This is a genomic window from Chryseobacterium sp. DZ-32 (assembly GCF_059587025.1).
Window position 1 is genome coordinate 23,439 of the sequence record NZ_JCAIOM010000024.1, and the last position, 25,245, is coordinate 48,683.

18 protein-coding genes are annotated in these 25,245 nt (G+C 37.6%); 6 read left to right on the top strand and 12 right to left on the bottom strand.

What is annotated here, in order from left to right:
• Nucleotides 1-80: 80 nt before the first annotated feature.
• Nucleotides 81-641, bottom strand: coding sequence for a DNA-3-methyladenine glycosylase I (locus AC59HC_RS20785; protein ID WP_496559278.1), 561 nt, complete (start codon nucleotides 639-641; stop codon nucleotides 81-83).
• 139 nt (nucleotides 642-780) lie between these two features.
• Between AC59HC_RS20785 and AC59HC_RS20790 the strand changes: the two genes are divergently transcribed.
• On the top strand, nucleotides 781-1,080 hold the full coding sequence (locus tag AC59HC_RS20790) for a hypothetical protein (protein WP_114821904.1): 300 nt from the start codon (nucleotides 781-783) through the stop codon (nucleotides 1,078-1,080).
• Nucleotides 1,081-1,200: 120 nt separating this feature from the next.
• Entirely contained in the window at nucleotides 1,201-2,013 is an 813-nt protein-coding gene (locus AC59HC_RS20795) for an enoyl-ACP reductase FabI (protein ID WP_202842680.1), read from the top strand.
• A gap of 143 nt (nucleotides 2,014-2,156) precedes the next feature.
• Here AC59HC_RS20795 and AC59HC_RS20800 read toward each other — a convergent pair whose 3' ends face one another.
• The 6 genes from AC59HC_RS20800 to AC59HC_RS20825 all read right to left on the bottom strand — a co-directional run bounded on the left by AC59HC_RS20800 (nucleotide 2,157) and on the right by AC59HC_RS20825 (nucleotide 12,706).
• The gene (locus AC59HC_RS20800; protein ID WP_202842681.1) at nucleotides 2,157-3,596 is read right to left on the bottom strand and encodes a glycoside hydrolase family 30 protein; all 1,440 of its coding nucleotides are present in this window, start codon (nucleotides 3,594-3,596) and stop codon (nucleotides 2,157-2,159) included.
• A gap of 40 nt (nucleotides 3,597-3,636) precedes the next feature.
• Entirely contained in the window at nucleotides 3,637-4,446 is an 810-nt protein-coding gene (locus AC59HC_RS20805) for a glycoside hydrolase family 16 protein (RefSeq protein ID WP_202842682.1), read from the bottom strand.
• Between the two features lie 107 nt (nucleotides 4,447-4,553).
• Nucleotides 4,554-6,776, bottom strand: a complete 2,223-nt coding sequence (locus AC59HC_RS20810; RefSeq protein WP_496559279.1) for a glycoside hydrolase family 3 N-terminal domain-containing protein — start codon at nucleotides 6,774-6,776, stop codon at nucleotides 4,554-4,556.
• A 9-nt stretch (nucleotides 6,777-6,785) separates the two neighbouring features.
• A complete protein-coding gene (locus AC59HC_RS20815; protein ID WP_411413297.1) occupies nucleotides 6,786-8,210 on the bottom strand; it encodes a glycoside hydrolase family 30 protein in 1,425 nt (474 codons plus the stop codon).
• A gap of 3 nt (nucleotides 8,211-8,213) precedes the next feature.
• Nucleotides 8,214-9,773 (bottom strand): RagB/SusD family nutrient uptake outer membrane protein, encoded by a 1,560-nt coding sequence (locus tag AC59HC_RS20820; RefSeq protein WP_395973339.1) that lies wholly within the window; start codon nucleotides 9,771-9,773, stop codon nucleotides 8,214-8,216.
• Nucleotides 9,774-9,784: 11 nt separating this feature from the next.
• A complete protein-coding gene (locus AC59HC_RS20825; RefSeq protein ID WP_496559280.1) occupies nucleotides 9,785-12,706 on the bottom strand; it encodes a SusC/RagA family TonB-linked outer membrane protein in 2,922 nt (973 codons plus the stop codon).
• A 176-nt stretch (nucleotides 12,707-12,882) separates the two neighbouring features.
• On the opposite strand from AC59HC_RS20825, the gene AC59HC_RS20830 reads away from it, so the two are divergent.
• The 4 genes from AC59HC_RS20830 (at nucleotide 12,883) to AC59HC_RS20845 (ending at nucleotide 18,296) form a co-directional block, all read left to right on the top strand.
• On the top strand, nucleotides 12,883-14,067 hold the full coding sequence (locus AC59HC_RS20830; protein WP_496559281.1) for an MFS transporter: 1,185 nt from the start codon (nucleotides 12,883-12,885) through the stop codon (nucleotides 14,065-14,067).
• Between the two features lie 16 nt (nucleotides 14,068-14,083).
• Complete coding sequence (locus tag AC59HC_RS20835) at nucleotides 14,084-14,872, top strand: NUDIX hydrolase (protein ID WP_110008647.1); 789 nt, start codon at nucleotides 14,084-14,086, stop codon at nucleotides 14,870-14,872.
• 128 nt (nucleotides 14,873-15,000) lie between these two features.
• Complete coding sequence (locus tag AC59HC_RS20840) at nucleotides 15,001-16,179, top strand: acyl-CoA dehydrogenase family protein (RefSeq protein ID WP_110008646.1); 1,179 nt, start codon at nucleotides 15,001-15,003, stop codon at nucleotides 16,177-16,179.
• 161 nt (nucleotides 16,180-16,340) lie between these two features.
• Nucleotides 16,341-18,296: a T9SS type A sorting domain-containing protein gene (locus AC59HC_RS20845; protein WP_411413299.1), complete on the top strand. Its 1,956-nt coding sequence runs from the start codon at nucleotides 16,341-16,343 to the stop codon at nucleotides 18,294-18,296.
• Between the two features lie 92 nt (nucleotides 18,297-18,388).
• Here the strand turns inward: AC59HC_RS20845 and AC59HC_RS20850 are convergent, their stop codons facing one another.
• The 5 genes from AC59HC_RS20850 to rsmG form a co-directional block, all read right to left on the bottom strand.
• Entirely contained in the window at nucleotides 18,389-20,752 is a 2,364-nt protein-coding gene (locus AC59HC_RS20850) for a patatin-like phospholipase family protein (RefSeq protein ID WP_496559282.1), read from the bottom strand.
• A 167-nt stretch (nucleotides 20,753-20,919) separates the two neighbouring features.
• Nucleotides 20,920-23,607, bottom strand: a complete 2,688-nt coding sequence (locus tag AC59HC_RS20855) for a PD-(D/E)XK nuclease family protein (RefSeq protein ID WP_496559283.1) — start codon at nucleotides 23,605-23,607, stop codon at nucleotides 20,920-20,922.
• Complete coding sequence (locus AC59HC_RS20860) at nucleotides 23,604-24,140, bottom strand: DUF922 domain-containing protein (RefSeq protein WP_496559284.1); 537 nt, start codon at nucleotides 24,138-24,140, stop codon at nucleotides 23,604-23,606. Before AC59HC_RS20860 ends, AC59HC_RS20855 begins: the two co-directional genes overlap by 4 nt.
• Nucleotides 24,140-24,544, bottom strand: coding sequence for a hypothetical protein (locus AC59HC_RS20865; RefSeq protein ID WP_202842708.1), 405 nt, complete (start codon nucleotides 24,542-24,544; stop codon nucleotides 24,140-24,142). The genes AC59HC_RS20860 and AC59HC_RS20865 overlap by 1 nt, the downstream gene beginning before the upstream one ends.
• Nucleotides 24,545-24,606: 62 nt before the next feature.
• Nucleotides 24,607-25,242: a 16S rRNA (guanine(527)-N(7))-methyltransferase RsmG gene (gene rsmG / locus AC59HC_RS20870; RefSeq protein ID WP_496559285.1), complete on the bottom strand. Its 636-nt coding sequence runs from the start codon at nucleotides 25,240-25,242 to the stop codon at nucleotides 24,607-24,609.
• Between the last annotated feature and the right edge of the window lie 3 nt (nucleotides 25,243-25,245).

Here is a 25,245-nt window from a genome sequence, read left to right on the forward strand (position 1 = left end):
CAGATATTTTACTCTTTGCGCTTAATATTTCAAATTATACAATTAACAATAAAATTCACTGATTTTTGAATAAAGTTTAATTATTTTTCCCTGATAAAACATTCCTGTACATGGTCATTGACCATTCCGGTAGCCTGCATATGGGCATAAACTACTGTAGATCCGACAAATTTGAATCCTCTCTTTTTAAGGTCTTTAGAAATACGGTCAGAAATCTCTGTCGTAGCAGGAACTTCAGACAATTTCTCCGGATTGTTATCGATTGGCTTTCCATCTACAAAACCCCAGATATAGTTGGAAAAGCTTCCAAACTCTTTCTGAACTTCCATAAATCTTTGAGCATTGGTAACCGCTGCAAGAATTTTAAGTCTGTTTCTTATAATTCCTGGGTTGTTCATTAATTCTTCAATCTTTTTATCAGAATAGGCAGCTACTTTTTTATAATCAAAATGATCAAAGGCCTTCCTGAAATTTTCCCTTTTGGATAAAATGGTATACCAGCTCAGGCCGGCCTGAAAGCACTCCAGAATCAGGAACTCAAATATTGTTTCATCATCATAAACAGGTCTTCCCCATTCTTCATCATGATACTTTCTGTAGAGATCATCTTTTTCGCACCAACCACAGCGGATTTTTTCCATAATTATCATATTTTACAGGTTAAAGTTACTATTGATTTTGAAAAGTATAACAAAATATTATGAAAAGTTTAACAATGACCTTCAGTTTTAGGAATGGTTATTGTTTAATTAGTATTACCAAATTAAAATTTATACTATTATGAACAATTCAGAGTACAACAAAGCGGAAAATGCAGTAAACAATGTAGAAAATTCTTTACAGAATGCAACGGACAAAGCCAAATGGAAAATCGATGAATTGGCAGATAAGGCTAAAGATTATATTAATGAGAAAAGGAATAATGATCAGGAAGCAAGCCAGGAAGACTGGCTAGACAGGGTAAAAGCTAATGTATCCGATGCCTGGGAAGATATTAAGGATAAAGCAGATGAGGCATGGGAAAAAACCAAAGATGCGGCGGAAGATGTAAAGGCAGAATGGAATAAGAAAACCAATTAGTATTTCAGTCATATAAATATTTTCAATAAAATGGAGTCTTAAATTGATAAGGCTCCATTTTTTATTATGCCATAAGCACAATTATTGTTACATTTGTATTATAATAAACATTAAAAAATTATGTCATACGGTTTACTTAAAGGCAAAAAGGGAATTATTTTTGGAGCCCTTAATGAACAATCTATCGCATGGAAAGTTGCTGAAAGATGCCATGAGGAAGGTGCTGAATTTATCTTATCTAATGCTCCTATAGCATTAAGAATGGGAGAACTTAATGGTTTAGCAGAAAAAACAGGTTCTGAAGTAATAGGTGCTGATGCTACTTCTGTAGAAGATCTTGAAAAACTTTTTGATGCCGCTGTTGCAAAATTTGGAAAAATCGACTTTATCCTTCACTCTATCGGTATGTCTATCAACGTAAGAAAAGGAAAACACTATACAGAAATGAATTACGACTGGTTGGAAAAAGGCTGGGATATTTCCGCTGTTTCTTTCCATAAAGTAATGCGTGTAGCATGGGAAAAAGACTGTATGAACGAATGGGGAAGCATTTTGGCGCTTACTTATATTGCAGCTCAGAGAACATTCCCGGATTACAACGATATGTCTGATAACAAAGCGTACCTTGAAAGTATTGCAAGAACTTTCGGAAACTACTGGGGAGAAAGAAAAGTACGTGTAAATACAGTTTCTCAGTCTCCTACAATGACTACTGCCGGAAGCGGTGTGAAAGGTTTCGGAGGATTCCTTGGATATGCAGAAGATATGTCTCCACTGGGAAATGCTACTGCTCTTGAATGTGCAGACTACTGTGTAACGTTATTCTCTGATCTTACTAAAAAGGTAACGATGCAGAACCTGTTCCATGACGGAGGTTTCAGCAGCTCAGGAGTTACTCAGAAAGTGATCAGTAAATATGACGCTGAAAAATAATGAACTGATAAAGTTTCATTTACAATACATAAGGCCCATGAAGTTTTTTCATGGGTTTTCTATTTTTATCATCTGAAGACAAATAAAAATCCGGCGGCCTCAAAGAGGCCGCCGGATTTGTCAAAAATAATATTAATATGATATTACAAAATTACGGTCTGTATAGAGTGCGCAGGAGCATTCAGTTTGGCAGCCATACCTTCTATCCATAGATTCGTTTCAATATCATTGTCTGAATCGTTCATGATAACGGTTACCAGCTGGCCGTTTTCATTCATAAAAGCAGAAGATGTAAGCGCTGCTCTGTTGGAAGAGCTTCCGATTCTCTGCGCATTGGGTTTGATATATTTTGAAACATGGCCTATATAATAGTATTCATAGGTATAGAAAACCTCACCGGTTTTGGTATCTGCAATAATCGGGGCAAAGCAGAAGTTTCCCTTATGGTTAGGTCCTCCGGTTTCATCCAATAGAATATTCCAGTCAGTCCATAAAGCATTTCCTTTGTTAAAATCGTTCAGCATATTTTTGCTGTAAAGTTCCCCCAGACTTACATCATAGATTTTATCCATATTGAACTGTTCTTTACATCCTTCCGTAAAAGCCAGGAATTTATCAGGAAATGCTCTGTGTGTTTCTGCCAGATTGTCAAAAAGCTGCGTTTTATTATTCCATGTTTCATACCAGTGATACCCAATACCGCTGGCATATTTTGAGGTTTCAGGATCACTTAATGTAGTGGTTGCTCTTTGATAAATAAGGTCTCTGTTGTGGTCCCAGATCATAACTTTTTTATCTTTGTAACCGTTTTTCCAAAGCGTTGGCCCCAGGTTCTTTTTCAGGAATTCTCCTTCTTCTTCGGCAGTATAGATGCATGATTCCCAGCTTTGGGTAGCCATTGGTTCATTCTGAACGGTTAACCCCCAGATGTTGATTCCTCTCTTTTCGTATTCTTTGATGAATTTGATATAATAATCTGCCCATGTCTGGTAGTATTGATTTTCCAATCTTCCTCCTTTGTACAAACTTTTGTTGGATTTCATCCAGGCTGGCGGGCTCCAAGGCGAGAAATAGAATGTGAAGTTATTACCAATGGCTTTCTGAGCTTCTTTAATCATCGGAATTTTATACTTCTCATCATGAACAACGTTAAATGTCTTCAGAGAAGTATCATTATCCTCTACATAGGTATACGAATCGCTGGAGAAATCACAGGAATTCATATTGGTACGAACCACTGTGTATCCCAATCCGTTTTTTCCGAAATAAGCATCCAGAATTTCTTTCTGCTTATTCTTTGGCATTTTATAAAAAGTCTCTGCTGAAGCGTCTGTAATAGCACCTCCGATTCCTATCAGTTTCTGATATTTAAAACGGGGAGCCACAAAAATACAGGCCTCAGTTTCTTTAGGCTGTCCGAACTGTTCAAATGTAACGGTTCCTTTATCCGCCATCTTCTCATTCACTTTCGAGTTGGTAAGGATTACTTTAGCTGTTTTTCCTGCATTCTTCTTCCAGTAATTCTGAGCATTAACATTGATGAAAACGCCTACTACAAAACAACTTACAATTAATTTTCTCATGATTTTTTCTGTTTCCGGACCCTTCTGGTCCTCATTTTCATTATTTATTTTGATAGACTCTTACGTAGTCTATATAATACTTCTGTGGAAATACAGCATCATCAATGCCTTCTTTCCCACCCCAAAATCCACCTACTGCCAGATTTAAAATGATAAAGTAAGGTCTGTCAAAAGGCCATGCTTCATCGTTTTTCTCTCTGTTCACATACGTGAAAAATTTTTTATCATCTACATAAACATCAATCTTTTCAGGAGTCCAGTCTGCCTTATAGACATGGAATTTTTCGCTGGCATCTTTTACAAACAAGGTATCTGTTTTCTGTGTTCCCTGGATATGGTTGTATTTTTTGGTGTGAACAGAAGCATGTATAAATCCCTGATTGTATCCTACATGTTCCATAATATCCAGTTCACCGTCATCCGGCCATTTCTTCATATTTTCACTCATCATCCAGATGGCAGGCCATGTTCCACGTCCTTTGGGAAGCTTTGCTCTAACTTCTACTGTTCCATACTGAAAGGCAAATTTTCCTTTGGTTAAAAGCCTGGCAGAAGTGTATTTATTATTTTCCCAATTTTCTTTTCTGGCTTCAATGATAAGGTTTCCCTTTTCCATTCTGACATTCTCAGTTCTGTTTTTGGTATAAAACTGAGCTTCTTCATTTCCAAAACCTCCTCCTCCTACATCGTAATTCCATTTTGATGAATCAGGTAGCCCTTTACCGTTAAACTCATCACTCCATATCAGCGTTCTGCGGGCTTCAGGTTTTTGCGAAGCGCAATTCAAAACAGTAAGGAAAAAAATTCCTGCTGCGCATATTTTGATGATATTTTTAGCTTTGAGATTCATGCATAAGTAGATTTAAGTTTTGGCTAAAGTCATTTTTTTTCTGACTTTTGATTAAGCGGGCTAAAGCCCACTCCTATTGAATTGAATTGAATTGAATTGAATTCAATTTATTTTGTCCAGGTGATTCTTTTGGTCTGAACATGTTGAGAATCCGTCCCGACCATAATGTCAAATTCCCCGCCTTCCCAATCAAAATTCAAGTTATCATCATAGAATTTCAGATCTTCGGGAGTCAGTTTAAAATCGATCTTTTTGCTTTCTCCTTTTTTGATGAATACTTTCTGGAAGCCTTTCAATTCTTTTACCGGTCTGACTACTTTCCCGAAAAGATCCCTGATATACAGCTGTACCACTTCTTCTCCGTCATATTTTCCTGTGTTGGAAACCGTAACGCTGATATTCAAGGTCTGATTTCCTGTAAGGTTTGTGGAATTTAAAACCATATCAGAATATTTGAAATCCGTATAGCTTAAACCATATCCAAATGGGTATTTGGGATCATTATCAAGATCTATATACGCGGAAACATAGTTTCTGTCTGTATTATTTTTTGCTGGTCTTCCTGTATTGTAATGATTGTAGTACACAGGAATCTGACCTTCTGTTCTTGGGAAAGTCATTGGAAGCTTTCCACCGGGATTCACTGTCCCGAACAAAACATCTGCAATAGAGTTTCCTGCTTCTGTTCCCAGCCACCATGTGTACATAATGGCAGGAATATTGTCTGATGCCCAGTTGAAAATCAGAGGCCTTCCGGCATTGATCATCAGGATGATTGGCTTACCTGTTTTGGCAATTTCTTTCAATAAATCTTCCTGAACACCTGTAAAACCAATATTACTTCTGCTTTTTGCTTCTCCACTCATCGCATGGCCTTCCCCCAGCGTCATGATGACAACATCTGCTTTTTTCGCCGTTTCTACTGCTTCGGCAAACTGGCTTTTATCCTGATCGTCAACATTGCAGCCTTTTGCATATAATAAAGTAGCGTTTTTATCCAGCTGGTTTTTAATTCCGTCAAATTGAGAAACAATTCTTTGGCTGTCATCTTTGAAAGCAACAGACCAGAAACCGTGATTCGCTACCGTTTCTTTCCCGAAAGGACCAATCAGCGCAACTGTTTTTACACTTTTCGAAAGCGGAAGAATATTTCCCCGGTTTTTAAGAAGAACAATACTTTTAGAACCGAATTCTCTTCCGAATTTTCTGTTTCCCTGATTATCGGTCTGTTCTTTTTGTCTTTTCTCATTGCTGAATCTGTAAGGATCATCGAAAAGTCCCATTTCGAATTTCTTGGTTAAAATTCTACCCGCTGCATCATCTACCAGTTTTGCATCTACTTTTCCTTCTTTCACCAGTTTTGGAAGCTCTGCCATATACACACGGCTTTCCATATCCATATCACTTCCACCCTGTATTGCTCTTTCAGCAGCTTCAGCTCCATCTTTGGCATAACCGTGAGGAACCATTTCCCCGATACTTCCCCAGTCTGACACCACAAAACCTTTATAATTCCATTTTCCTTTTAAGAGGTTTCTCTGTATATATTGGTTGGCCGTTGCAGGAATTCCGTTAATATCATTGAAGGAGTTCATAAAAGTGGCTACTCCTGCCTCCGCAGCGGCTTTGAAAGGAGGAAGATAAGTTTCATTCAATTGTCTGAGACTCATATCTACAGAATTGTAATCTCTTCCGCCTACAGCAGCTCCATATGCCGCGAAATGTTTTGCACAGGCCATCACTGCATCAAGACTTCCCAGACCTCTACCCTGAAATCCTTTAATTCTTGCCAGTCCTATTTTTGTTCCAAGGTAAGTATCTTCTCCTGAACCTTCCATTACTCTTCCCCATCTCGGATCTCTGGCAATATCCACCATCGGAGCAAACGTCCAGTGAATACCGTAAGCGGCAGCTTCTGTAGCAGCAATTCTTTCTGATTTTTCAATCATGGCCAGATCCCAACTTGCAGCCTGTCCAAGATTGACAGGGAATGTGGTACGATAGCCATGGATAACGTCCTGCCCGAACAATAAAGGAATTTTCAGCCTGGACTGCATGGCCAGTTTCTGAAAAGCTCTGGTTTCTTCAGAACCTGCTACATTCAACATGGAACCTACTTTTCCTTTTTTAATTTCTTCTAAAACAGCTGCAGAGTTGGACTGCTGGGGTCCTGTAGCATATTCAAAACCACTATATTGCACCATCTGCCCTACCTTTTCTTCCAGGGTCATTTTAGACAGCAGCTCTGCTACTTTCTGATCAATGGTCTTTTGTCCGTAAGCATTCAATCCCAATGCAGAAAATGCCAGTAAGAAATAAACTCTTTTCATAGTATCAAATTAAAAAATATAGGTTGCTGTAGAACGTCCCGAAATTGTTACAGCAGCGGTTTTCCCGGCAAATTTAATATTAAAATTTTCATCTGCCTGATTATCGTTCTGCACAATTAAAACTATTTTCCCAAATTGAGTCTTAAAGGCAGCCGTTGAAAGCTTATCCGTCTGAGTGGAAGCGATACGCTGAGATCCCGCCGGAATAAATTTTGAAGCGTGTGCAATGATATAGTAAGAAACATTTCTGGTGAAGTTTTCACGATCAGAAACTGTTATGGCTCCTTTACACTCCGTACATCCGCCATCTGTATGAGGGGCAAATTTTGGATCGTTGGCTAGATTCCATTCTAGAGCTATTTTGCTCCAGTTTCTCATAGAGCCTATGATAACATTTTTCGTATGCCAGTTCAGGTCTTCGGTAAAAGTGCCTTTTGAACCTGTCCATTGTTCAGTAAAGTATAAATTCTTATCCGGAAAAGCATTATGTACTGTACTTAATGCAGAAATATCGCCTTCGTAAAGGTGAAAAGCAGATCCGTCTATATATTTGCCAGCTTCAGAATCTTTTAAAATATCAAGAGCATATTCAGGTTTGTTGCAATTGTGATCATACACAACAATTTTAGTAGTGATTCCGTTGGCTTTAAAAACCGGACCAAGATGGTTCTTAATAAAATCTCCCTGCTGCTCAGACGGCATATACAAACTTGGATTATTTCCGGGATGTAAAGGTTCATTCTGAGGCGTTACGGCATCAATGGTGATCCCTTCTTTTTTCATTCCCTGGATGTATTTTACAAAATATTGAGCATACGTTCCATAGAATTCAGGTTTTAAACTTCCTCCTTTTGATTTACCGTTGTCTTTCATCCAAACCGGAGGAGACCACGGGGCAGCAATGATTTTAATGGAAGGATTGATTGCTAAAATTTCCTTCAACATCCCAATCAAAGCGTTGTCTTTTGCCAGACTGAATTTTGAAAGCGAAGGATCAGTCTGTCCTTCAGGCAGATCATCGTACGAGAATACTTCTCCATCAAGATCGGAAGCGCCAATACTCAGTCTTAAATAGCTGATGGATATTGAATTTTTATCGTTTCCAAAAAGTTCGTTAAGCAGTGCTTTTCTTTTGGAAGGCGACAACCGGTTGATTACCTCAACACTTCCTCCTGTTAATGTATAGCCAAAGCCATCAATATATTGAAACTTTTGAGTATCATCAATTTCAATATTCTGAAAGCTGTTGGTAGTATTTGCAAATTTAACGGAAGTCTGCTGTTGTAATTTTACACTTTCATCCCCTTTGGTAAGCCAGTACTGCACCTCATTTCCTTTATTGGAAGCCACTGAAGTACATGATAAAGAAAAAAGGGCCACACCACTAAGCAGTGCGGCACCTCTAAAGAAACTATATAAGTTGTGAAACTTCATATTTTAGTAACCAGGATTTTGTTTTAAAGCTGTATTCGGCAATTCATTGAAAGGAATGGGAAGAATTTCATTTTTATTGGCTTTAAATCCTTTGAATGCAAGTATTGATGGAGCATCTCCCCATCTTACAAGGTCAAACCATCTGTGTCCTTCTCCGGCAAGCTCTCTTCTTCTTTCATCTTTAATAGCCTGTAAAGAAACAGGAACTGATGGTAACCCAACTCTTGCTCTTACCGCATCTAATAAAGCTTGAGCTCTTGCTCCTGAAGCTCCTAATGCTTCTGCCTCCATCAGATAAGTATCCGCCAATCTTATAGCAATATAATTCTGACGGAAATTCAACTCAGGAGGTCCCGGAAGCGATGTTTTTAAAGCATTTGTAGGTAAATACTTATTAAGGAAGTATCCGGTATCTGCAAAAGCAGGCGTATAAGTAACCTTACCCTCCGTCACCAGTTTTTTTGCATTGAAAACGGTAACGTCCAGTCTTGGATCTCCCTGCATAAAAGTAACAAAGTTCTCTGTTACAGTATTAAATGCCCAACCTGAATAAATATCCGGAGCATTGTTATTCGGGATATCTTTTAAGAAATAAGAACGAGGTCCTACCATCACATTGATAGAGTTTCCTTCATCTTTTCCCTGTCCCCAGAATCCCCAGTCAGAACTTCCTTTATTGGTATGCATTACTTCAAGAATTGATTCTGATGGGAATTTGTATTTGTTTGGATCCTGGTCAGTTTCCAATGCAACTTTAAATAAATCTGCATAATTTGTCACAAGTTTGTAGCCATACTGACTGGTTCCTCCAGGCGTACCATTTACTTCAGCAAACTGTGCGGCTGCCTGAGGCATTTTTTTATCATAAAGATAAATTTTACCTAATATAGCTCTGGCCGTTCCCTGCGTGATTCGCCCCTTATCACTGATACTTGGCGTCATCATAAGGTCGGGAATAGCAGCAACGATATCGCTTTCTATCTGTGCATACACATCACTCGGCTTGGCCTGTGGAACGTTCCAGTAATCATCATCAAACTTTATGGTATTAAGAATCAAAGGAATATTTCCAAACATTCTTAGTAATTCAAAATAATATAAAGAACGAAGAACTTTAGCTTCTGCAATATATCTTTTTTTAAGATCCTCATTCATATTTGCCCCAGGAACTCTTTCTATCAAAAGATTAGCCCGTGCAACTCCCTGATAGTAATCCCTCCAGTAGCTGGCAGGCATTGTATTGGCGTTAATCATATAGTTATTCATTCCCTGGATACCCGCTCCGTCATTGGAATTTCCCCCACCGGAATAAAAATCATCAGATCCTGCATTAAAGAAGGTAACGGTATTTTCAAATCCAGCCGAATACTTTCTTAGAGGATCATATACGGAAATCAATGCGCTGAAAGACTGCTGCTCATTCTGAAAATACAAATCTGTATTAAAAGATCCTGAATTCTTTACATCATCCAGATAGGAATCACTACAACCGATATTGGTAAAACTCAGACCTGTCAGAAACGCAACGGCAAGTCCTTTATATATAAAATTCTTATTTTTCATTTTGTTGGTCATTAAAATTGAATATTAGCTCCTATAAGGAATGTTCTGGCTTGTGGATAGTAAGCTCTGTCTACCCCGATAATGTCCTGCTCAGAGTTATTTCTCCCTGCAATTTCCGGATCATATCCTGTATACTTTGTGAAGGTAAGCAGGTTTTCTCCTGTGATATACAGTCTTACTTTACTCATTCCAAAACGTTGGGTAACATCCTGAGGAATGGTATACCCTAACTGAACAATTTTCAGACGCACATAATCTCCTTTCTGAAGGTAATAATTAGACATCCATGAATAGTTGTGGTTAGAATCAGTGCGGGTAAGTCTCGGATTATCATCGGTAGATCCCTCACCTGTCCATCTGTCTAAGATTCTTGTCTGGTAGTTGGCATCAGGCAAATCCAATCTTCTTAACCCCTGGAAAATCTTGTTACCAGCCTGTCCTTGCGCAAACATCATCAGATCAAAATTCTTATAGCTCATATTCACGGTAAGTCCGAAAGTATATTTTGGGATAGAGCTTCCTAAGTTTACTTTATCATTGTCATCAATTTTACCATCTCCATTATTATCCTGCCAGATAAAGTCCCCAGGTTTTGCATCGGGTAATAATTTTACACCATTGGCATTTACATAATTGTCAATTTGTGCCTGATTCTGGAAAACCCCACTATATGTTTGTCCGTAAAATGATCCGTAGGGCTGCCCTACTGCTACTCTGGATACCGCTCCCATGGTCTGGAAAGAAGCCAGGTTGAAGTATTCAATATCATCCTCTAGTCTAAGAACTTTATTTTTTATGGTTGCGAAGTTACCATTAACCGAAATGCTGAAATCTTCCCAATTTTTCTTGTAGCCTAATTCAAGTTCAACACCTGAGTTTTCCATATCTCCTACATTTGCCCAAGGTGAAACAGGAACTCCTACATAACCTGGGATATTGATTTGTCTGAGAATATCAGTAGTCTTCTTTTTGTACCAGTCTGCTGTAAGGGTAAAATTGTTGAATAATTTCAGATCTGCAGCAATATTCAGCTGGCTGGTCTGTTCCCATTTCAGATTAGGGTTTTCCAGAGTACTTTTCGCATAACCAATGATAATATTATTACTGGAGTTGGTATAATTACTACCGGAAACCATGAAACTTGCAAATCTGAAGTTATCCATTTCATCATTCCCTAACACTCCGTAACCTCCTCTTAATTTTAAGTTATTAACGACATTGTTCTCCGGCCAGAAGTTTTCTTTATGAACGTTCCATCCCAGTGACATAGACGGGAAAGTTCCCCAGTGCTGGTTGGTAGCAAATTTTGAAGAACCGTCTCTACGGATTGTACCTGTAAATAAGTATTTATCTGCATAATCATAAATGATTCTACCAAAATAAGATGCTTTACGGGTCTCGATACCGTCCCATCCTTTTGCTGTAATATTTTCCCTGGGAATATCAAAGTTGAAGGAAGCATCCTGCCAGTTATCAATAGGAAGGTTACTGTAAGTCAAACTGGCACCGCCGGCAATGTTGTATCGGTAAACACCCTGTCCAACCATAATATTGATATTGTGATCACCAAACTTATTCTGATAGGTCAATGTATTTTCCATGCTCCATTCGAACTTATTTTCATCCACCTTATTCAAACTGTTAAAACCGGTATTATTAAAATTTGGGCTTAAATAATATTTCGGTGTAAAGGAGCGGCTTCCCCAATAGGATTTTTTACCATTTAAACTTGTTTTGAATGTAAAGTGATCAAGAAACTTGAGTTCTGCAAAAACATTCCCCACAAAATCATCAGACCAGTTATAATTGCCTTGTTGTATGTGACGGAAAGCCTGCGGATTGGTCATCTCGTTATTTACATATGGGGAAATTCCATATGGACGGCCTTCAGAATCACGGATGATATAAGGACTTTTATAACCGTCCGAATCTACCATTGACCAATCTGTCACGACAACCGGAGTGATAGGATCCAGGTTTACTGCTGAAGCCAACGGTCCTCCAAATTCTTCGTTTGCACTTACTCCCTGAGACTTCACATGGGTATACGCAAAAGTTTGCCCTATGGTCAGGTAATCTGTAACTTTATGGGTTGAATTGAATCTTGCATTGATTCTTTTGTAATAAGAAATATCACTCATTACAATACCAGTCTGATCAAAATATCCAAACGAGGTATAGTAGGTGGATTTTTCATTACCACCTGTAATGCTTACTTCGTGAGAAGATTTTTCACCGGTTCCGAAAATAGCATCCTGCCAGTTGGTACCTTTCCCAAATGATTCAGGATTAGAAAATCTGGGTGCCTTTCCGTCATTAACAAAACCTTCATTAATAATTTTAGCATATTGTGTAGCATCTAAGAGATCCAGTTTTTTGGATGCATTGGAAAAACCATAAAACCCGTTATAAGAAAGACTAAGTTTTCCTCTCTTTCCTTTTTTGGTTGTCACCAGAATTACTCCTTTTGCTGCAGAGACTCCATAGATTGCAGACGATGCTCCGTCCTTTAACACTTCTATACTTTCTATATCTGACTGGTTAAGCCATCCGATATTGTCTACCACAATACCATCTACTACCCACAATGGGCTGTTACTTCCAGCTCCAAAACTGGTAATCCCTCTTACACGTACAGTAGCAGCAGCACCAGGCTGTCCCGAATTGGTAACAACAGAAACACCGGCAGCTCTACCCTGCAATACCTGTTCAGGCTTACCTGCCGGTATGTTTTCAATGTCACTGGCTTTAATACTCGCGATAGCTCCTGTTACATTACTCTTTTTCTGAGTACCGTAACCGATGACTACCACTTCGTCTATTTTGTTTTCTTTCGCAATTGTGTCCTTCGCCTTGGTGGTCTGGGCACTGAAGTTGGCCGTAAAATAGAGGACGGCAACCACTCCTACGCTTCTTGATATTCTTACATTCATATACAGTTATTGTTTAATTCTCAAATTGAGACAATAAAAATATATTTTTTTTCAATTAATTAACATTCTATTCATAAAAATTTTAATTTTTCTTTTATTTTTCAGGGTTAGAAGCCCTATCTTAGCATCAATATTTCATAAAATTTCATAAAAAATTAATAAAGTTATCTCCCAAAATGATCGTCAAGCCTTCAAAAATTTCTCTTCCGTTAAAACTTACCTTTCTCATTTTTTCAATGGTTCTAAACTGTATGGGACTGGTGATTCTGCAGTTGTCAGAAGAGAAAATCACCTATGGAGAACTGGGACTTTTAGAATCTTTTAAAGATCTACCTATTGCTTTTATTTCGCTTTTTGCAGTGAGCTTTATCAACAAGACAGGACCTAAAAAGGCATTGATCCTTGCCTTGGCCATTGTTGGATTCTGTTCCTGCCTTCTTCCTTTTGTAAAGGTTTTCTGGTTTTATAAACTGTGGTTTGCGATTATAGGAGCCTGTTTCGCTATTGGTAAAATCTGTGTTTTTGGAATTATCAGGAATAATATTTCGGATGAAAAATCCCTGGCAAAGACCATGAATAATGTAGAAGCCTCTTTTATGATCGGAATTTTCGTGGTTAATACCGGTTTTGGGTGGATAATTTCCAGCCAGTACTCGGAATTCTGGAAGTTTGGTTTCCTGATGATTGCTTTATTATCAGCATTTACCATTTTTCTGCTGTCAAAGATAGAAGTAGCAGATTCCAGGCCTATGGAAAACAAAAGCATTCTCTCAGAACTTTCCGGGTTTACCACACCTACGGTAGCTTTATTTTTAGGAGTGATCTTTTTTATCGTCTTTGTAGAGCAGGGATTCAATTCATGGCTTCCTTCTTTTTATAAAAACCATTTGAAGGTCAATTCTTTTTTTGCGCTTCAGGCCACTTCTTTTCTATCCGTCTTTTCTTATGCCGGACGAACGGTTACTGCCAATATTATCAAAAGGTTTTCATTGCCCAGATATTATATTACATGTATGGCTCTTATTATCACCTTACTGATTATTATACTGGGGATACAGTATTTTGACTCGGAGGATTCCAGCTATTTACTTTTTTTATTTCCGGTTATTGGTTTGTTTCTTTCCCCCCTCTACCCTGTAATCAACTCAAAAATGATTGCACAGGTGGATAAAGACAAGATTAATCTTTTCACCTCGCTTATTGTTATTTTTTCTTCTCTGGGCAGCTCTGTAAGCTCTATCATTATGGCTGTTTTATTTGAAAAACAGCTGTTGAATTATTATCCATTATACATCTTATCTTCTGTAATTCTGCTTTTTGTGATTAGTTTTATATATTTTACTGTCACAAATAGAAAATAGTTTTATTTTTACTGCCATGAAAATTAAAGACACAAAAAGTAAAGAAACGCTACAGGAACTCATTGACACGAAAGATTTCGTAGCGCATATTTCCGTTGACTGCACCATATTCGGCTTTCATAATAACATTCTGAAAGTTTTGCTTTTAAAATATCATGATCTGGATCTATGGTCACTTCCGGGTGGTTTTGTTTTTAATGATGAGGACCTGAGAGAAGCTGCTGAAAGGGTTTTGTTTGAAAGAACCCATCTTAAAGGATTATTTTTGAAACAGTTTCACACCTTTGGAAGAATAGACCGTACGGAGAATAATGTACATCAGATCCTTCTTAAAAATAAAGGAATAACCGTTCCTGAAGATCACTGGATATTCCAGCGTTTTGTTACAGTAGGTTACTGCAGCCTCATTGATTTTTCACTGGCTGATACTTTCCCTGATGCTTTCAATGAAAGCTGTGAATGGTTTGAAGTCAACAACCTGCCTAAAATGGCATTCGACCACGACAGAATTATAGAGACAGGTCTTGAATACCTGAGAATGAATATCAATACAGAGGTTGCAGCAAGTAACCTGCTTCCTGAAAAATTTACCATGAAAGATCTTCAGGCTCTTTATGAAACTATTTTAGGACAGAAATTCAGAAGAAATAATTTTCAGCGGAAAATTTTAAGTTTAAATATTCTGGACAGAATGGAAAAACTCTATGACGGCTCGGCCAATAAAGCTCCTTATCTGTATAAATTTAAAACTAAAGTTCATAATTCTACCAATCAGTATCCCATCTCTAATGATGAGGAATCATAAAAATATAAATTTAACTCAAATTATCAACAAAGTAGCAGTAGCCCCCTGAAAATCAATAGTAAAACAAGTTTTTAAAAAAATTTTCAGAACATCACGAAAAATGTTACTTTTAACCAAATCAAAAAATCATGTCATATTATCCTCTTACAAGCATCCCTGATTATTATGGAATTGATGCTTTACTTACTGAAGAACATAAACTAATCCGCCAATCTGTGAGAGACTGGGTTGAAAGTTTTGTAATGCCGCAGATAGATCAGGCCGCTCAAAATCATACAGATCTTCCTAATCTTATGAGAGAATTGGGGAAAATCGGAGCATTGGGACCTTATATCCCGGTTGAGTATGGCGGTTCAGGATTAGACCAGATTTCTTATGGTCTGATTATGCAGGAGCTGGAAAGAGGAGATTCTGCAGTACGTTCTGCTGCTTCGGTACAGAGTTCATTGGTGATGTTCCCTATTAACGAATTCGGTTCTGAAGAACAGAAAAAGAAATACCTTCCAAAGCTTGCTGCGGGAGAAATGATCGGATCTTTTGGATTGACTGAGCCTAACCACGGTTCTGATCCTGGTTCTATGGAAACTTATTTTAAAGATATGGGAGATCATTATCTTTTAAATGGGGCAAAAATGTGGATCACCAACTCTCCTTTATGCGACATCGCTGTAGTATGGGCAAAAAATGAGGAAGGCAAAGTACAGGGATTGATCGTTGAAAGAGGTATGGAAGGTTTCACCACTCCTGAAACTCACAATAAATGGAGCTTGAGAGCATCCAAAACCGGAGAACTGGTATTTAACAACGTAAAAGTTCCCAAAGAAAACCTGCTTCCGGGAGTAACAGGACTGAAAGGACCTTTATCTTGTCTGAATTCTGCAAGATATGGAATTTCCTGGGGAGTAATAGGTGCTGCTATTGACTGTTACTGTACTGCCGTTCAGTATTCCAAAGAAAGAAAACAGTTTGGAAAACCAATCGGTTCTTACCAGCTTCAGCAGAAAAAATTAGCTGAATTCTTAACAGAGATTACAAAAGCTCAGTTACTGTGTCTTCAGCTAGGAAACCTTAAAAACGACCATAAGGCAACTCCGGCCCAGATTTCAATGGCTAAACGTAACAACGTGAAAATGGCAATTGACATTGCAAGAGAATCAAGACAAATCCTAGGAGGTATGGGAATTATGGGTGAATTCCCGATGATGAGACATGCCGCAAACCTGGAATCTGTAATTACTTATGAAGGAACACATGACGTTCATTTACTGATCACTGGATTGGACATCACAGGAATCAACGCTTTCTAAAAAATATACCAATATAAATAATAAAGAGTCTGGCCAATGGTCAGACTCTTTTGTTTACTCACTTTGCAGGGATTTTATATTCAATGAATAATTATTGATCTTATAAAGTTTTTGTTGTTTTATTAAATTTATTACTTTAATACCACGCAAAAACAAACAATATGAAAAAAATCACAACTTTTTTACTAAGTCTTACAGCTCCATTTTACTTTGCACAGCAGGCGGGTGATGTTGTAAGTGCCGAACAGAAACTGGATTTAACACCACAGGGAGTCATCAATTTTATAGCCAATAATCTTGGCGATCAGAATGCTCCTGAGTTTGCCAATTACCTGAACAGTTTCAATATCGGGCTGAAAGGATACAAAATCACTTATTACACCAAAAATGAAAACAATGTTCTTGTAAAAGCTACAGGACTATTGATGTACCCTAACGTACCTTTCAAACTCTCAACAGTAGTATCTGACCATGGAACTACAGACAGCAGGCACAATGTTCCGTCTAATTTCAAAGGGGCTTTAACAGCAGGATTTGTTGTTGAATTATCCTATGTACTCAACGGATATATTTTGATGGCGCCCGACTACGTAGGGATGGGAACTGGAGATGGTACTCACCCTTATGTAGATTATGCCACAGAAGCGGGTGCTACCATAGATTTTATAACCGCAGCGAATAAAGTATTGGCACAACTCAATATTAAACGTTATGACGAATATTTCTTAGCCGGATATTCTCAGGGCGCCCACGCTGCTATGTCTACTTTAAAAAGATTAAGCATTTCAAATCCCGGTAATATTAAATTCAAATATGCTTACATGGGTGATGGGCCATATGATTTTTCAGGAGTAACTTTAAATAAAGGAGTCCTTGAAAAAGATATTTATCCTTTCACCTCATTCCTGGCGAATGTCCTTCATACCTGCAACAATACGGGATATAAAACCTATAATAATGACATTTCAGAAGTTATTTCTGCAGAATATCTGGACAAATACAACTATCATGTCGTTCAGGATAACGGCGGACTTTTGTGGGGCCCTGTTATATGGAGAAAGCTCTTTACCACCAGTTTTGTCAATGATGTTACCAACAATTCCAATAACAAGCTAAGGCTATGTATGAAACCTAAGGATGTATACGACTGGTATAATAAAACGCCTATGACATTGGGTCATTCAACTGTCGATCTAGCGATTCCGCCTGAAAACACTTCTAAAACTATTGAGGTTCAGCGTGGTTATTATCCATGGTGGGATCTGAATAAATATAAACTGGATTCCTTTTATTGGGGCCCATTAGGACATGTAGGAGGAATTCTGCCCTTCACTTTAGCTTCCAATGCGAAATTCAATACCCTGAGAAGCGGCGGCCTTCTTAATGAATGGGCTATTGCAGGTTCAATTTTCGGTAAGCAACCGGAGAAAACTTCTGAAAACCCTTCCCTACTGTCTTCACAGATAAAACCGGACCTGGGCAGTATGCAGCTGGTTGAAATTACAGATTTCAATAAAGAAAAAGCACAGAGCAGAACAGCCGATGATCAAAATTTATCAACTTTAAAAGATGGAGTTTATTTATTGAAAGTATCAGAAAACAATGAAAATAAAATAATTCCATACATCAAAAACACACCTCAGGAAGTTACCGAAAACGAAATTGTACAATCTGTGAATGCATCCCTTTTGCAATTAAAAGTAGATCAGGAGGAACTTACTGCTGTACATATTTTTGATGAAAATAAAACCCTGATCAAAAGTATTTCCAAAAAACAGTATCGGGAAACCGGAGGAATCAATATTCAGAATCTTGAAAGCAAAAACTATACGTTTGAAGTTGTTACTCCATACTATAACCTTCAGTTCAGTAAATCGGTGGGAGGAACAATATCATCGGAAAACAGTACTAATATTTATACTCAGAGACAACAAATTGTAGCTGCATCCACCAATGATATTAAAAATATTACTATTTACAGTATATCTGGCTCTCTGATCGTTCAGCAGAACGTTAATAAACCAGTGTTTGAATCCAGAAACTTAGAATCAGGAGTATATCTTGTACAAGTCACTCTTTCTAATGAAAGAATCATCAGTAAAAAAGTAAAACTATAAATCAATCACTCCTCTATATCTTTATTTCAAGTTAATTTTTGGCACTTCAGCAATGAAGTGCCTTTTTGAAATATTATAAATGGAGCATATCCTTAAAACTTAAATCCGACACTAAAATATATTCTTGAAAAATCAAGTTGACTGTTTCTGGAAATATTCATGCTGATAGGACCGATAAGCGATTCGTAGCCCAGGTTCAATCCGTACCCAAACATATCAAAACTGTCATTAAAAGGAGAAAACTCTTCACTCACCTTTCCATAGCTGAATGAAGGAGTAAGATAGAGTTTTTTCATAATTCTGTACTGAAATGACACAGCAGCCTTAGCCACAGAAGTCATCGGAAGTTCTTTTTGACGAAGCCCGTTGAATTCAGGGCTTAGCAGATCATAATTATATTCACTCCCACCCAGGTTATACTTTTGATTCAAAAACAAATACGGAACCTTATCTTCTTTCTTGGAACCGAAACTCGTTCCTAGAAACACATTCGCTTTTACTGTCAGTCTTCTTGTGATGGGGTAGAAAAAGTTCTCATTCAGTGTAAATGAAACGAGATTTTTAGGTTCAAAATAGTAAGACTCTTTCGGATTAAGAATCAGATAAAGGAGAGGCTGTACTGTATTCAGATCATAAAGTTCATACTGATCTCCATAGTAAAATCTTGTGCTCACCTGAAGATGATTCCCCCTGGTTGTAAAATACCTTTTATTAAGATTATTCTGTTCAAATTTCAGGAAAGTATTGAAATTGCTGTGATTATAGAGCTTTTTGCTATAATTATCTACTTTTGACTGATCTACTTTATCCAGTAAGCTGTACATTCTTTCCGTACTGAATTCCGTTCCCAGAGACAGGTAAGAATTGGGATTGATATTATAATTCAGTGCAATTTTTCCGGTTATGTTACGGTACATATGGTTCGGAAAACGGTCGCCGCCATCTTCACTTATATCATATAACCTGAAGTTCAGGTCATTACTTTTAAGATGAACCATTTTAGCTTCCAGATCCAGCCATAAACGTTCACCACTGTCTAAAAACTGCTGGTAAGCAACTTTAGCTTTAAAACGTTCGGAAATATCTACTGTTGCCAGAAACCTGGATCTGTTCAGGAGAATATTTCTGTACGTATAATTGACAATAATTCCGACGGACTGTTCCGTATCATAGTGCAACGCCAGTTTAAATGCTCCCTTTTTTGCTCTTTTCACAAAAACATTCATCACAAGACCGTCGTTTACATTCGTGTAGGTATAATACACCTTTACATACTGCCGCATTCCGAAGACCCTGTCTATAGCCTCATTAATGGTTTTTACATCGTAATACTTCCCTTCCGTAAGCCCCATCTGCTTTTTCAGCACTTCAATTTCTGCAGCATCTGTAATGGGTGTTCCGTCTTCTTCGTTAAAAGTAAATTTTGTTGTAGGCAGTTTCACTTCTTCAATCATCGTATGTTCATACGTAATTCCGGCTTTTCGCTGAGCTTCTGCCAGAGCTACAAACTCAGGAAGATGTTTTCTCGCTTCAGTCTCTCCTATTTTTATGATCCTTCTGAATTTGGCAAAATCTTTCGTTGTAATTTCTCCCAGTGGATCTACAAAGTCGACCAGAATATCTGATAATTCTTTCTGATGTTTAAAATCTTCTACAGAGCGGATGGCATGAGTCTGATAGATCATCTTCATCGGATTTTCAATCTCTTTTTTCGTAAAAAGTCTGAATCCGGTGTAGCCTCCGATCACAAAACCGGCACCCATCTCACGAACTTCATTGGCCGGATAATTACGATCCAGACCGCCATCAACCAAAAGCTTTCCATCAATATAAACAGGAGCAAAAGCGGCAGGAATAGCCAGCGTAGATCGAATAGCCAGTGGTAATGATCCTTCTTTCTGCATCACCAGACCTCCGTTTTCAATATCGGAAGATGTAAGCTGCACAGGAATCCTCAGTTTACTGAAATCGTTGATATGCTTTGCGTTGAAAGTAAGCGTATTAAGAACTTCTCCCATGTACTGCCCTTCAATATAAGAACTTGGAAGTGTGGGAAATCCTTTGACTACCGGAAATTCAAGGATATACTTATCATATTCGTCTTTTTCACTGATATTGACTTTATTGTAAGGAATTTTATTACTCAGAATCCTGTTCCAGTCCATTTTATAGATCGTATGCTTAAGCTGGTCTGCATTATATCCCATTGCATACAATCCACCCAGAATTCCTCCCATACTGGTTCCTGTAATGTAGTCTACTTTAATTCCCAATGAATCAATCATTTTCAAAATCCCGATATGGGCAAATCCTTTCGCACCGCCGCCACTGAGCGCAAGGCCAAACTTAGTATCTTTGGTTACATTCTGAAGCGCAATATTCAGGGAATCATTCTTTTGCTGAGATTTGATAATGAGAGAAAAAGCAATGGCTAAAAATATCAGGATCTTTTTCATTGGTGCTGCTTAATGTATCTGATTTAAACTTTATAAGTTTTTAATAAGTAGTAAAGATACACAAAAAGTTACCTGCTTTATCACAACATTTCGTGAAGTAAACGATTCTAAGCCAGCTTATTTATTAAGAATAAACAGAGAGAAAAAATATACTAAGACTAAAATTTTTAATATGTTTTTATCGTTTCCACGAAATTGATATCCGGATTCAGGATTTCCAGGATAAGGCTTTTTACAGATTTCATGGCATCATCAATATTTCCTTTATCAAACTGCAGGGCAACCATTCCCTTTTTAGCATCTGCAAAACTCCAGATTCCGGTTTCAATCGGGAAACCCCAAAACTCAGGAAGGTGCTGTACTACGTAATGGTAAATACAAAGCTGAAGGGCCTGTTTCCTGTCGCTGTTATGGAAATATTCATCTACGTTATCCTGATCAATCTTTACAGTAAGATTTTTAGTCCTGGCGGTTTTATAATCAATAATTCTCAGAGTACCGTTCAGTTTATCAATCCGGTCAATGAATCCAAAAAAAGAAATTTTATCATTTCCATCAAGAGGAAAATCGATGTTTTCAAACCTTCTTTCGATATCAATAATCTCCAGTTTATTACCTTGCTTTATGAGTTCAAGATCATGATTCAGCACATTTTCAATGACCTTTTTAGCAATGGCCTTATGGATATAATTCATCCCTTTTTCATAAAATTCCGGCTGGTGTTTCAGCTTTTCAATAGCGATATTTATATATTCATCTACTGCTTTAACTGAATTTTTTAAATCGCTTTCTTTTAAAACCTTACCTTTCAACACCTCATACACTTCTTGAAGTGAATAATGGACCAGATTTCCGTAATTTTTTATCGAAAGTTCTTCTTCAATTTCATCTGTTTCCGAAGTGTTTAAAATCTTGGAAAGGTAGAAATCAATCGGATTGTAAAGATAACTCGTCAGGTGGGAAGCAGATACTTTTTCCTTCCATTTCTGAAGACGTTCCTGTACAATTTGTGTCTTGGAAATTTCAATCGGTTTGGTGGCAATAGGTTCAGAAGAATTTTCAATAATGACATGTTCAATATCATGAGTACTCTCCATTTCGATCTGCGTAATAAAGCGACTCTTCTCTCCGGTATTCACTCCGGAGCTTAAAGCATTATACAGCAAATGGACATTCTTCGCATCCTGAATCAGTCTGTAAAAGTGATAGGCATAAATGCTGTCATTTTCAAGAAAAGTATGAAGATCAAAGAACCTTCGGATATCAAAAGGAATATAGGTATTCTGAGAGTTTCCAAGCGGGAGTTTTCCTTCGTTGACGGAAAGCAGAATAACGTTTTCAAAGTTCAGGAGACGCGTTTCCAGTAATCCCATGATCTGAAGTCCTCTCAGAGGTTCTCCCTGAAAATCGATACTTTCAGAATTGATATGCTGGTTGATCAGAATTTCCAGCGTTTCCATTTTAATTTCAATATTGTAGGGAGTCAGCTGGTTTTTGATGATTCTGAACGCATTCTCAAAGTGAGAGACATTTTCATACTGGATATCATCTATTTCAAGCCATTTAACCTGCTGGCAGAACTCAATAAGCATATCCAGATAACTGTTGGTTCCTGTTGCTTTCTGAAGAAGGCCATAATAAGACAGGCCGCCCAGCAGCTCATGTAAAAGTTTTCTGGAAATATAAACGATATTCCGCTCTTCTACTTTAGCTTTAAACTCATTGATAATCTGTTCATCTTCTGCTGATTTCGGCAGCTCTTCCAAAATGGGGAAAACATCTCTGTAATAATAAGACAGTTTGTTTTTTTCCAATTGTTTCTGCAGGTAGAAAAGACGTTTCACGGCATTGGAGAAAGATAAGTTTTTCAACGGGAATCCCATTGTAATATTCAAATTATCAACACCATGCATCACATCAAGACTGGCTGGAAGAAGATTTTCATCCAGGAGTACAACTGCCGTATTGGAGTAGGTTTTATTATTGATCTCTTTAAAAATCTCAGGCAGTACTTTGGTCTGGGTTACATTCCCGGACACTTCGTATACCTTAATTTTTTTAGGTTGATTAAAATCGTCTTCTATCCATTGAAAAGCTCTGTTATCATCAAATTCTTTCCATGTTTTATGATTTCTAAGGAATTTTCCGGCTTCCTGTCTTTCATCATTAAAATAATAACGGTCTGCCTGAAAGAAACACTGCGCTTTATTCCACTGTAAAAGGCTTCTTACAAGCTTTTCTTCTACCGGAGTAAAGGCATTGAAGCCACAAAAAACAAATTCTTCTTTGGTATTTTTCGCAAAATCAGCAATTCTGGCTTTAGCCGCCTCATGAATCATTCCGGAAGTAGCCCAGTTTCTCTCCTGCAGTCTCTCCTTTAAAACCGGGAGAAAAACATTCATATTCTGCCAGAAATTAAGAAACTTCTTTCTTGGAACATCGTCATCCTCACCAAGGTCCTGAGCCCATTCTTTGATTCTTTCTTCATCAAACATATACTGCAGAACTGCCTGGTCGCTATCTGAGAATTTCAGGATATCATCCCAGTCTTTCTGCAGTGTAGGAAACCATTTCAGAAAATCTGAAAAATCATCCCTTGGAATAAGGTTCAGGCTTCTGTAAACATCAAAAGAGAAAAGCCATAACGGAATCCCCTGAATCGTCTGATGATCTGCTATTTTATTAATAAGCTCCTCAATCGTAAAAAAATTGGGGAGAAACCCCGAATAGTTATTTTCCTCCAGGATCTGTCTGATAAACACAATGGGACGTTTTCCGGGCAGAATGATATTAAACGCAGAAAGATCCGGGTTTTGTGCTAACAGTTCGTGGATGATCTTATTGAGGAATTTCAAAGGGCTTGGTAGCTTTTTAAGTTGTCGAGTTGTTCAGAAATCGACTGATTATATTCGGTTTGTTTTTCTTTATCGAGTCCGTTACGGGTTTCTCTGTCGTAGGCCATCTGGAAATTCTTATAATCAACGGATATCCCATCGTAAATTGCTCTAAAATATTTGTTGTAGTCTCCTGAATTTTTGATTTTTTCAGCAACTGCTTTTCTGAATTTTCTTACAAACAATTCTGCAATATCAAAATGCTTCTGCTCATGAAGGAGAATATAATCATTCATTCTTTTGGCATCTTTCCATGATTTATCTTCATGAAACAGTGTTTTGATAGTAATGGCAACCGGTGCTTTGGGATCGGAAGATTTTTCAGCATAAAATTCCCATCCACAATGGGTGTATGCTGCCACATCAGGATTCTTTTTTTTGTTAACCGGACTTTTAAAGTTATCCCAGGTTAGCTTTTTGCCTTCCTCCCAGAAAATTTTCTGCCCGTACACCACCTGCGCTGCCAGTAAACACAATACGAAAGTCAACTTCATTATTTTACTACAATGGTTTTTGTAATCCAGCTGTTTCCTCCATTCCAGAATTTAAAAGTATAGGTTCCTTTGCTTTGCGGGCTGAAATTAATCTGATTTGCTCCCACATATTTCCCTTGTGTACAAGGGCCGTTGGTAATATATTTATAGGAAGTAACTGTTCTTTCCAGGTTATTATTGTAAACATAATCATATCCGTAAAAGCCTTCACAGTGAGACGGATAGGTGGAATACGTTTTTATGCTCTGTATCGCGTAAACGTCCATGGTATCATTAACAATTTTTACGCTGTCTATCTTGATTTTATCAATAGATTCGATGGTATGGTAATCATCATCATTACACGAAACCAGAAGCACGCCCAACAGGAATACTGAAGATCCAATATTTAAAAGTTTTTTCATAACCTTTACTTTTCTGATTATTAACAAATATTAGCAAAAATTATTCCTTATTTACATAAAAATCAGGAATTAAAATTACCTTTTGATACATAAACTACTTTCTTGGTATCAAAAAATTCTTCATCAAAATAGTGTTTAAGATTGAATATCTCACATTTAATTCCGGCAAGTTCTTCAGCAAGATCACCGCCTTTTAAATATAAAATTCCGTTATGTTTAGGATTAAACTGTTCTTTTTCAAATTTCCCTTTCAGCCATCTTAAAAATTCCGGCATCTGGGTTACTGCTCTGCTGACTACAAAGTGGAATTTTTCTTTCAGCTTCTCTGCTCTTCCATGAATAGCGGTAACATTGGTTAATCCAACTCCGTCTGCCACAGCCTGTACTACACTGATTTTCTTTCCAATAGAATCAATCAGGGTAAATTCTACTTCAGGAAAAAGGATCGCCAAAGGGATTCCTGGAAAACCACCTCCGGTTCCGATATCCAGAACTTTGGTTCCCGGTGCAAATTCCATCACTTTTGCAATTCCCAACGAGTGTAGAATGTGCTTTTCATACAGTGATTCCATATCTTTTCTGGAAATTACATTGATCTTTTCATTCCATTCATTGTACAGACTTTCCAATTTGGAGAATTGTTCTTTCTGTTTTTCAGTAAGATCCGGGAAATATTTTAATAGTAACGATGCAGACATGTG

Excerpts from the sequence above, each read along its gene's own strand:
- AC59HC_RS20785 (WP_496559278.1), bottom strand. The coding sequence starts at position 641 with ATGGAAAAAATCCGCTGTGGTTGGTGCGAAAAAGATGATCTCTACAGA.
- AC59HC_RS20790 (WP_114821904.1), top strand. The coding sequence starts at position 781 with ATGAACAATTCAGAGTACAACAAAGCGGAAAATGCAGTAAACAATGTA.
- AC59HC_RS20795 (WP_202842680.1), top strand. The coding sequence starts at position 1,201 with ATGTCATACGGTTTACTTAAAGGCAAAAAGGGAATTATTTTTGGAGCC.
- AC59HC_RS20800 (WP_202842681.1), bottom strand. The coding sequence starts at position 3,596 with ATGAGAAAATTAATTGTAAGTTGTTTTGTAGTAGGCGTTTTCATCAAT.
- AC59HC_RS20805 (WP_202842682.1), bottom strand. The coding sequence starts at position 4,446 with ATGAATCTCAAAGCTAAAAATATCATCAAAATATGCGCAGCAGGAATT.
- AC59HC_RS20810 (WP_496559279.1), bottom strand. The coding sequence starts at position 6,776 with ATGAAAAGAGTTTATTTCTTACTGGCATTTTCTGCATTGGGATTGAAT.
- AC59HC_RS20815 (WP_411413297.1), bottom strand. The coding sequence starts at position 8,210 with ATGAAGTTTCACAACTTATATAGTTTCTTTAGAGGTGCCGCACTGCTT.
- AC59HC_RS20820 (WP_395973339.1), bottom strand. The coding sequence starts at position 9,773 with ATGAAAAATAAGAATTTTATATATAAAGGACTTGCCGTTGCGTTTCTG.
- AC59HC_RS20825 (WP_496559280.1), bottom strand. The coding sequence starts at position 12,706 with ATGAATGTAAGAATATCAAGAAGCGTAGGAGTGGTTGCCGTCCTCTAT.
- AC59HC_RS20830 (WP_496559281.1), top strand. The coding sequence starts at position 12,883 with ATGATCGTCAAGCCTTCAAAAATTTCTCTTCCGTTAAAACTTACCTTT.
- AC59HC_RS20835 (WP_110008647.1), top strand. The coding sequence starts at position 14,084 with ATGAAAATTAAAGACACAAAAAGTAAAGAAACGCTACAGGAACTCATT.
- AC59HC_RS20840 (WP_110008646.1), top strand. The coding sequence starts at position 15,001 with ATGTCATATTATCCTCTTACAAGCATCCCTGATTATTATGGAATTGAT.
- AC59HC_RS20845 (WP_411413299.1), top strand. The coding sequence starts at position 16,341 with ATGAAAAAAATCACAACTTTTTTACTAAGTCTTACAGCTCCATTTTAC.
- AC59HC_RS20850 (WP_496559282.1), bottom strand. The coding sequence starts at position 20,752 with ATGAAAAAGATCCTGATATTTTTAGCCATTGCTTTTTCTCTCATTATC.
- AC59HC_RS20860 (WP_496559284.1), bottom strand. The coding sequence starts at position 24,140 with ATGAAGTTGACTTTCGTATTGTGTTTACTGGCAGCGCAGGTGGTGTAC.
- AC59HC_RS20865 (WP_202842708.1), bottom strand. The coding sequence starts at position 24,544 with ATGAAAAAACTTTTAAATATTGGATCTTCAGTATTCCTGTTGGGCGTG.
- rsmG (WP_496559285.1), bottom strand. The coding sequence starts at position 25,242 with ATGTCTGCATCGTTACTATTAAAATATTTCCCGGATCTTACTGAAAAA.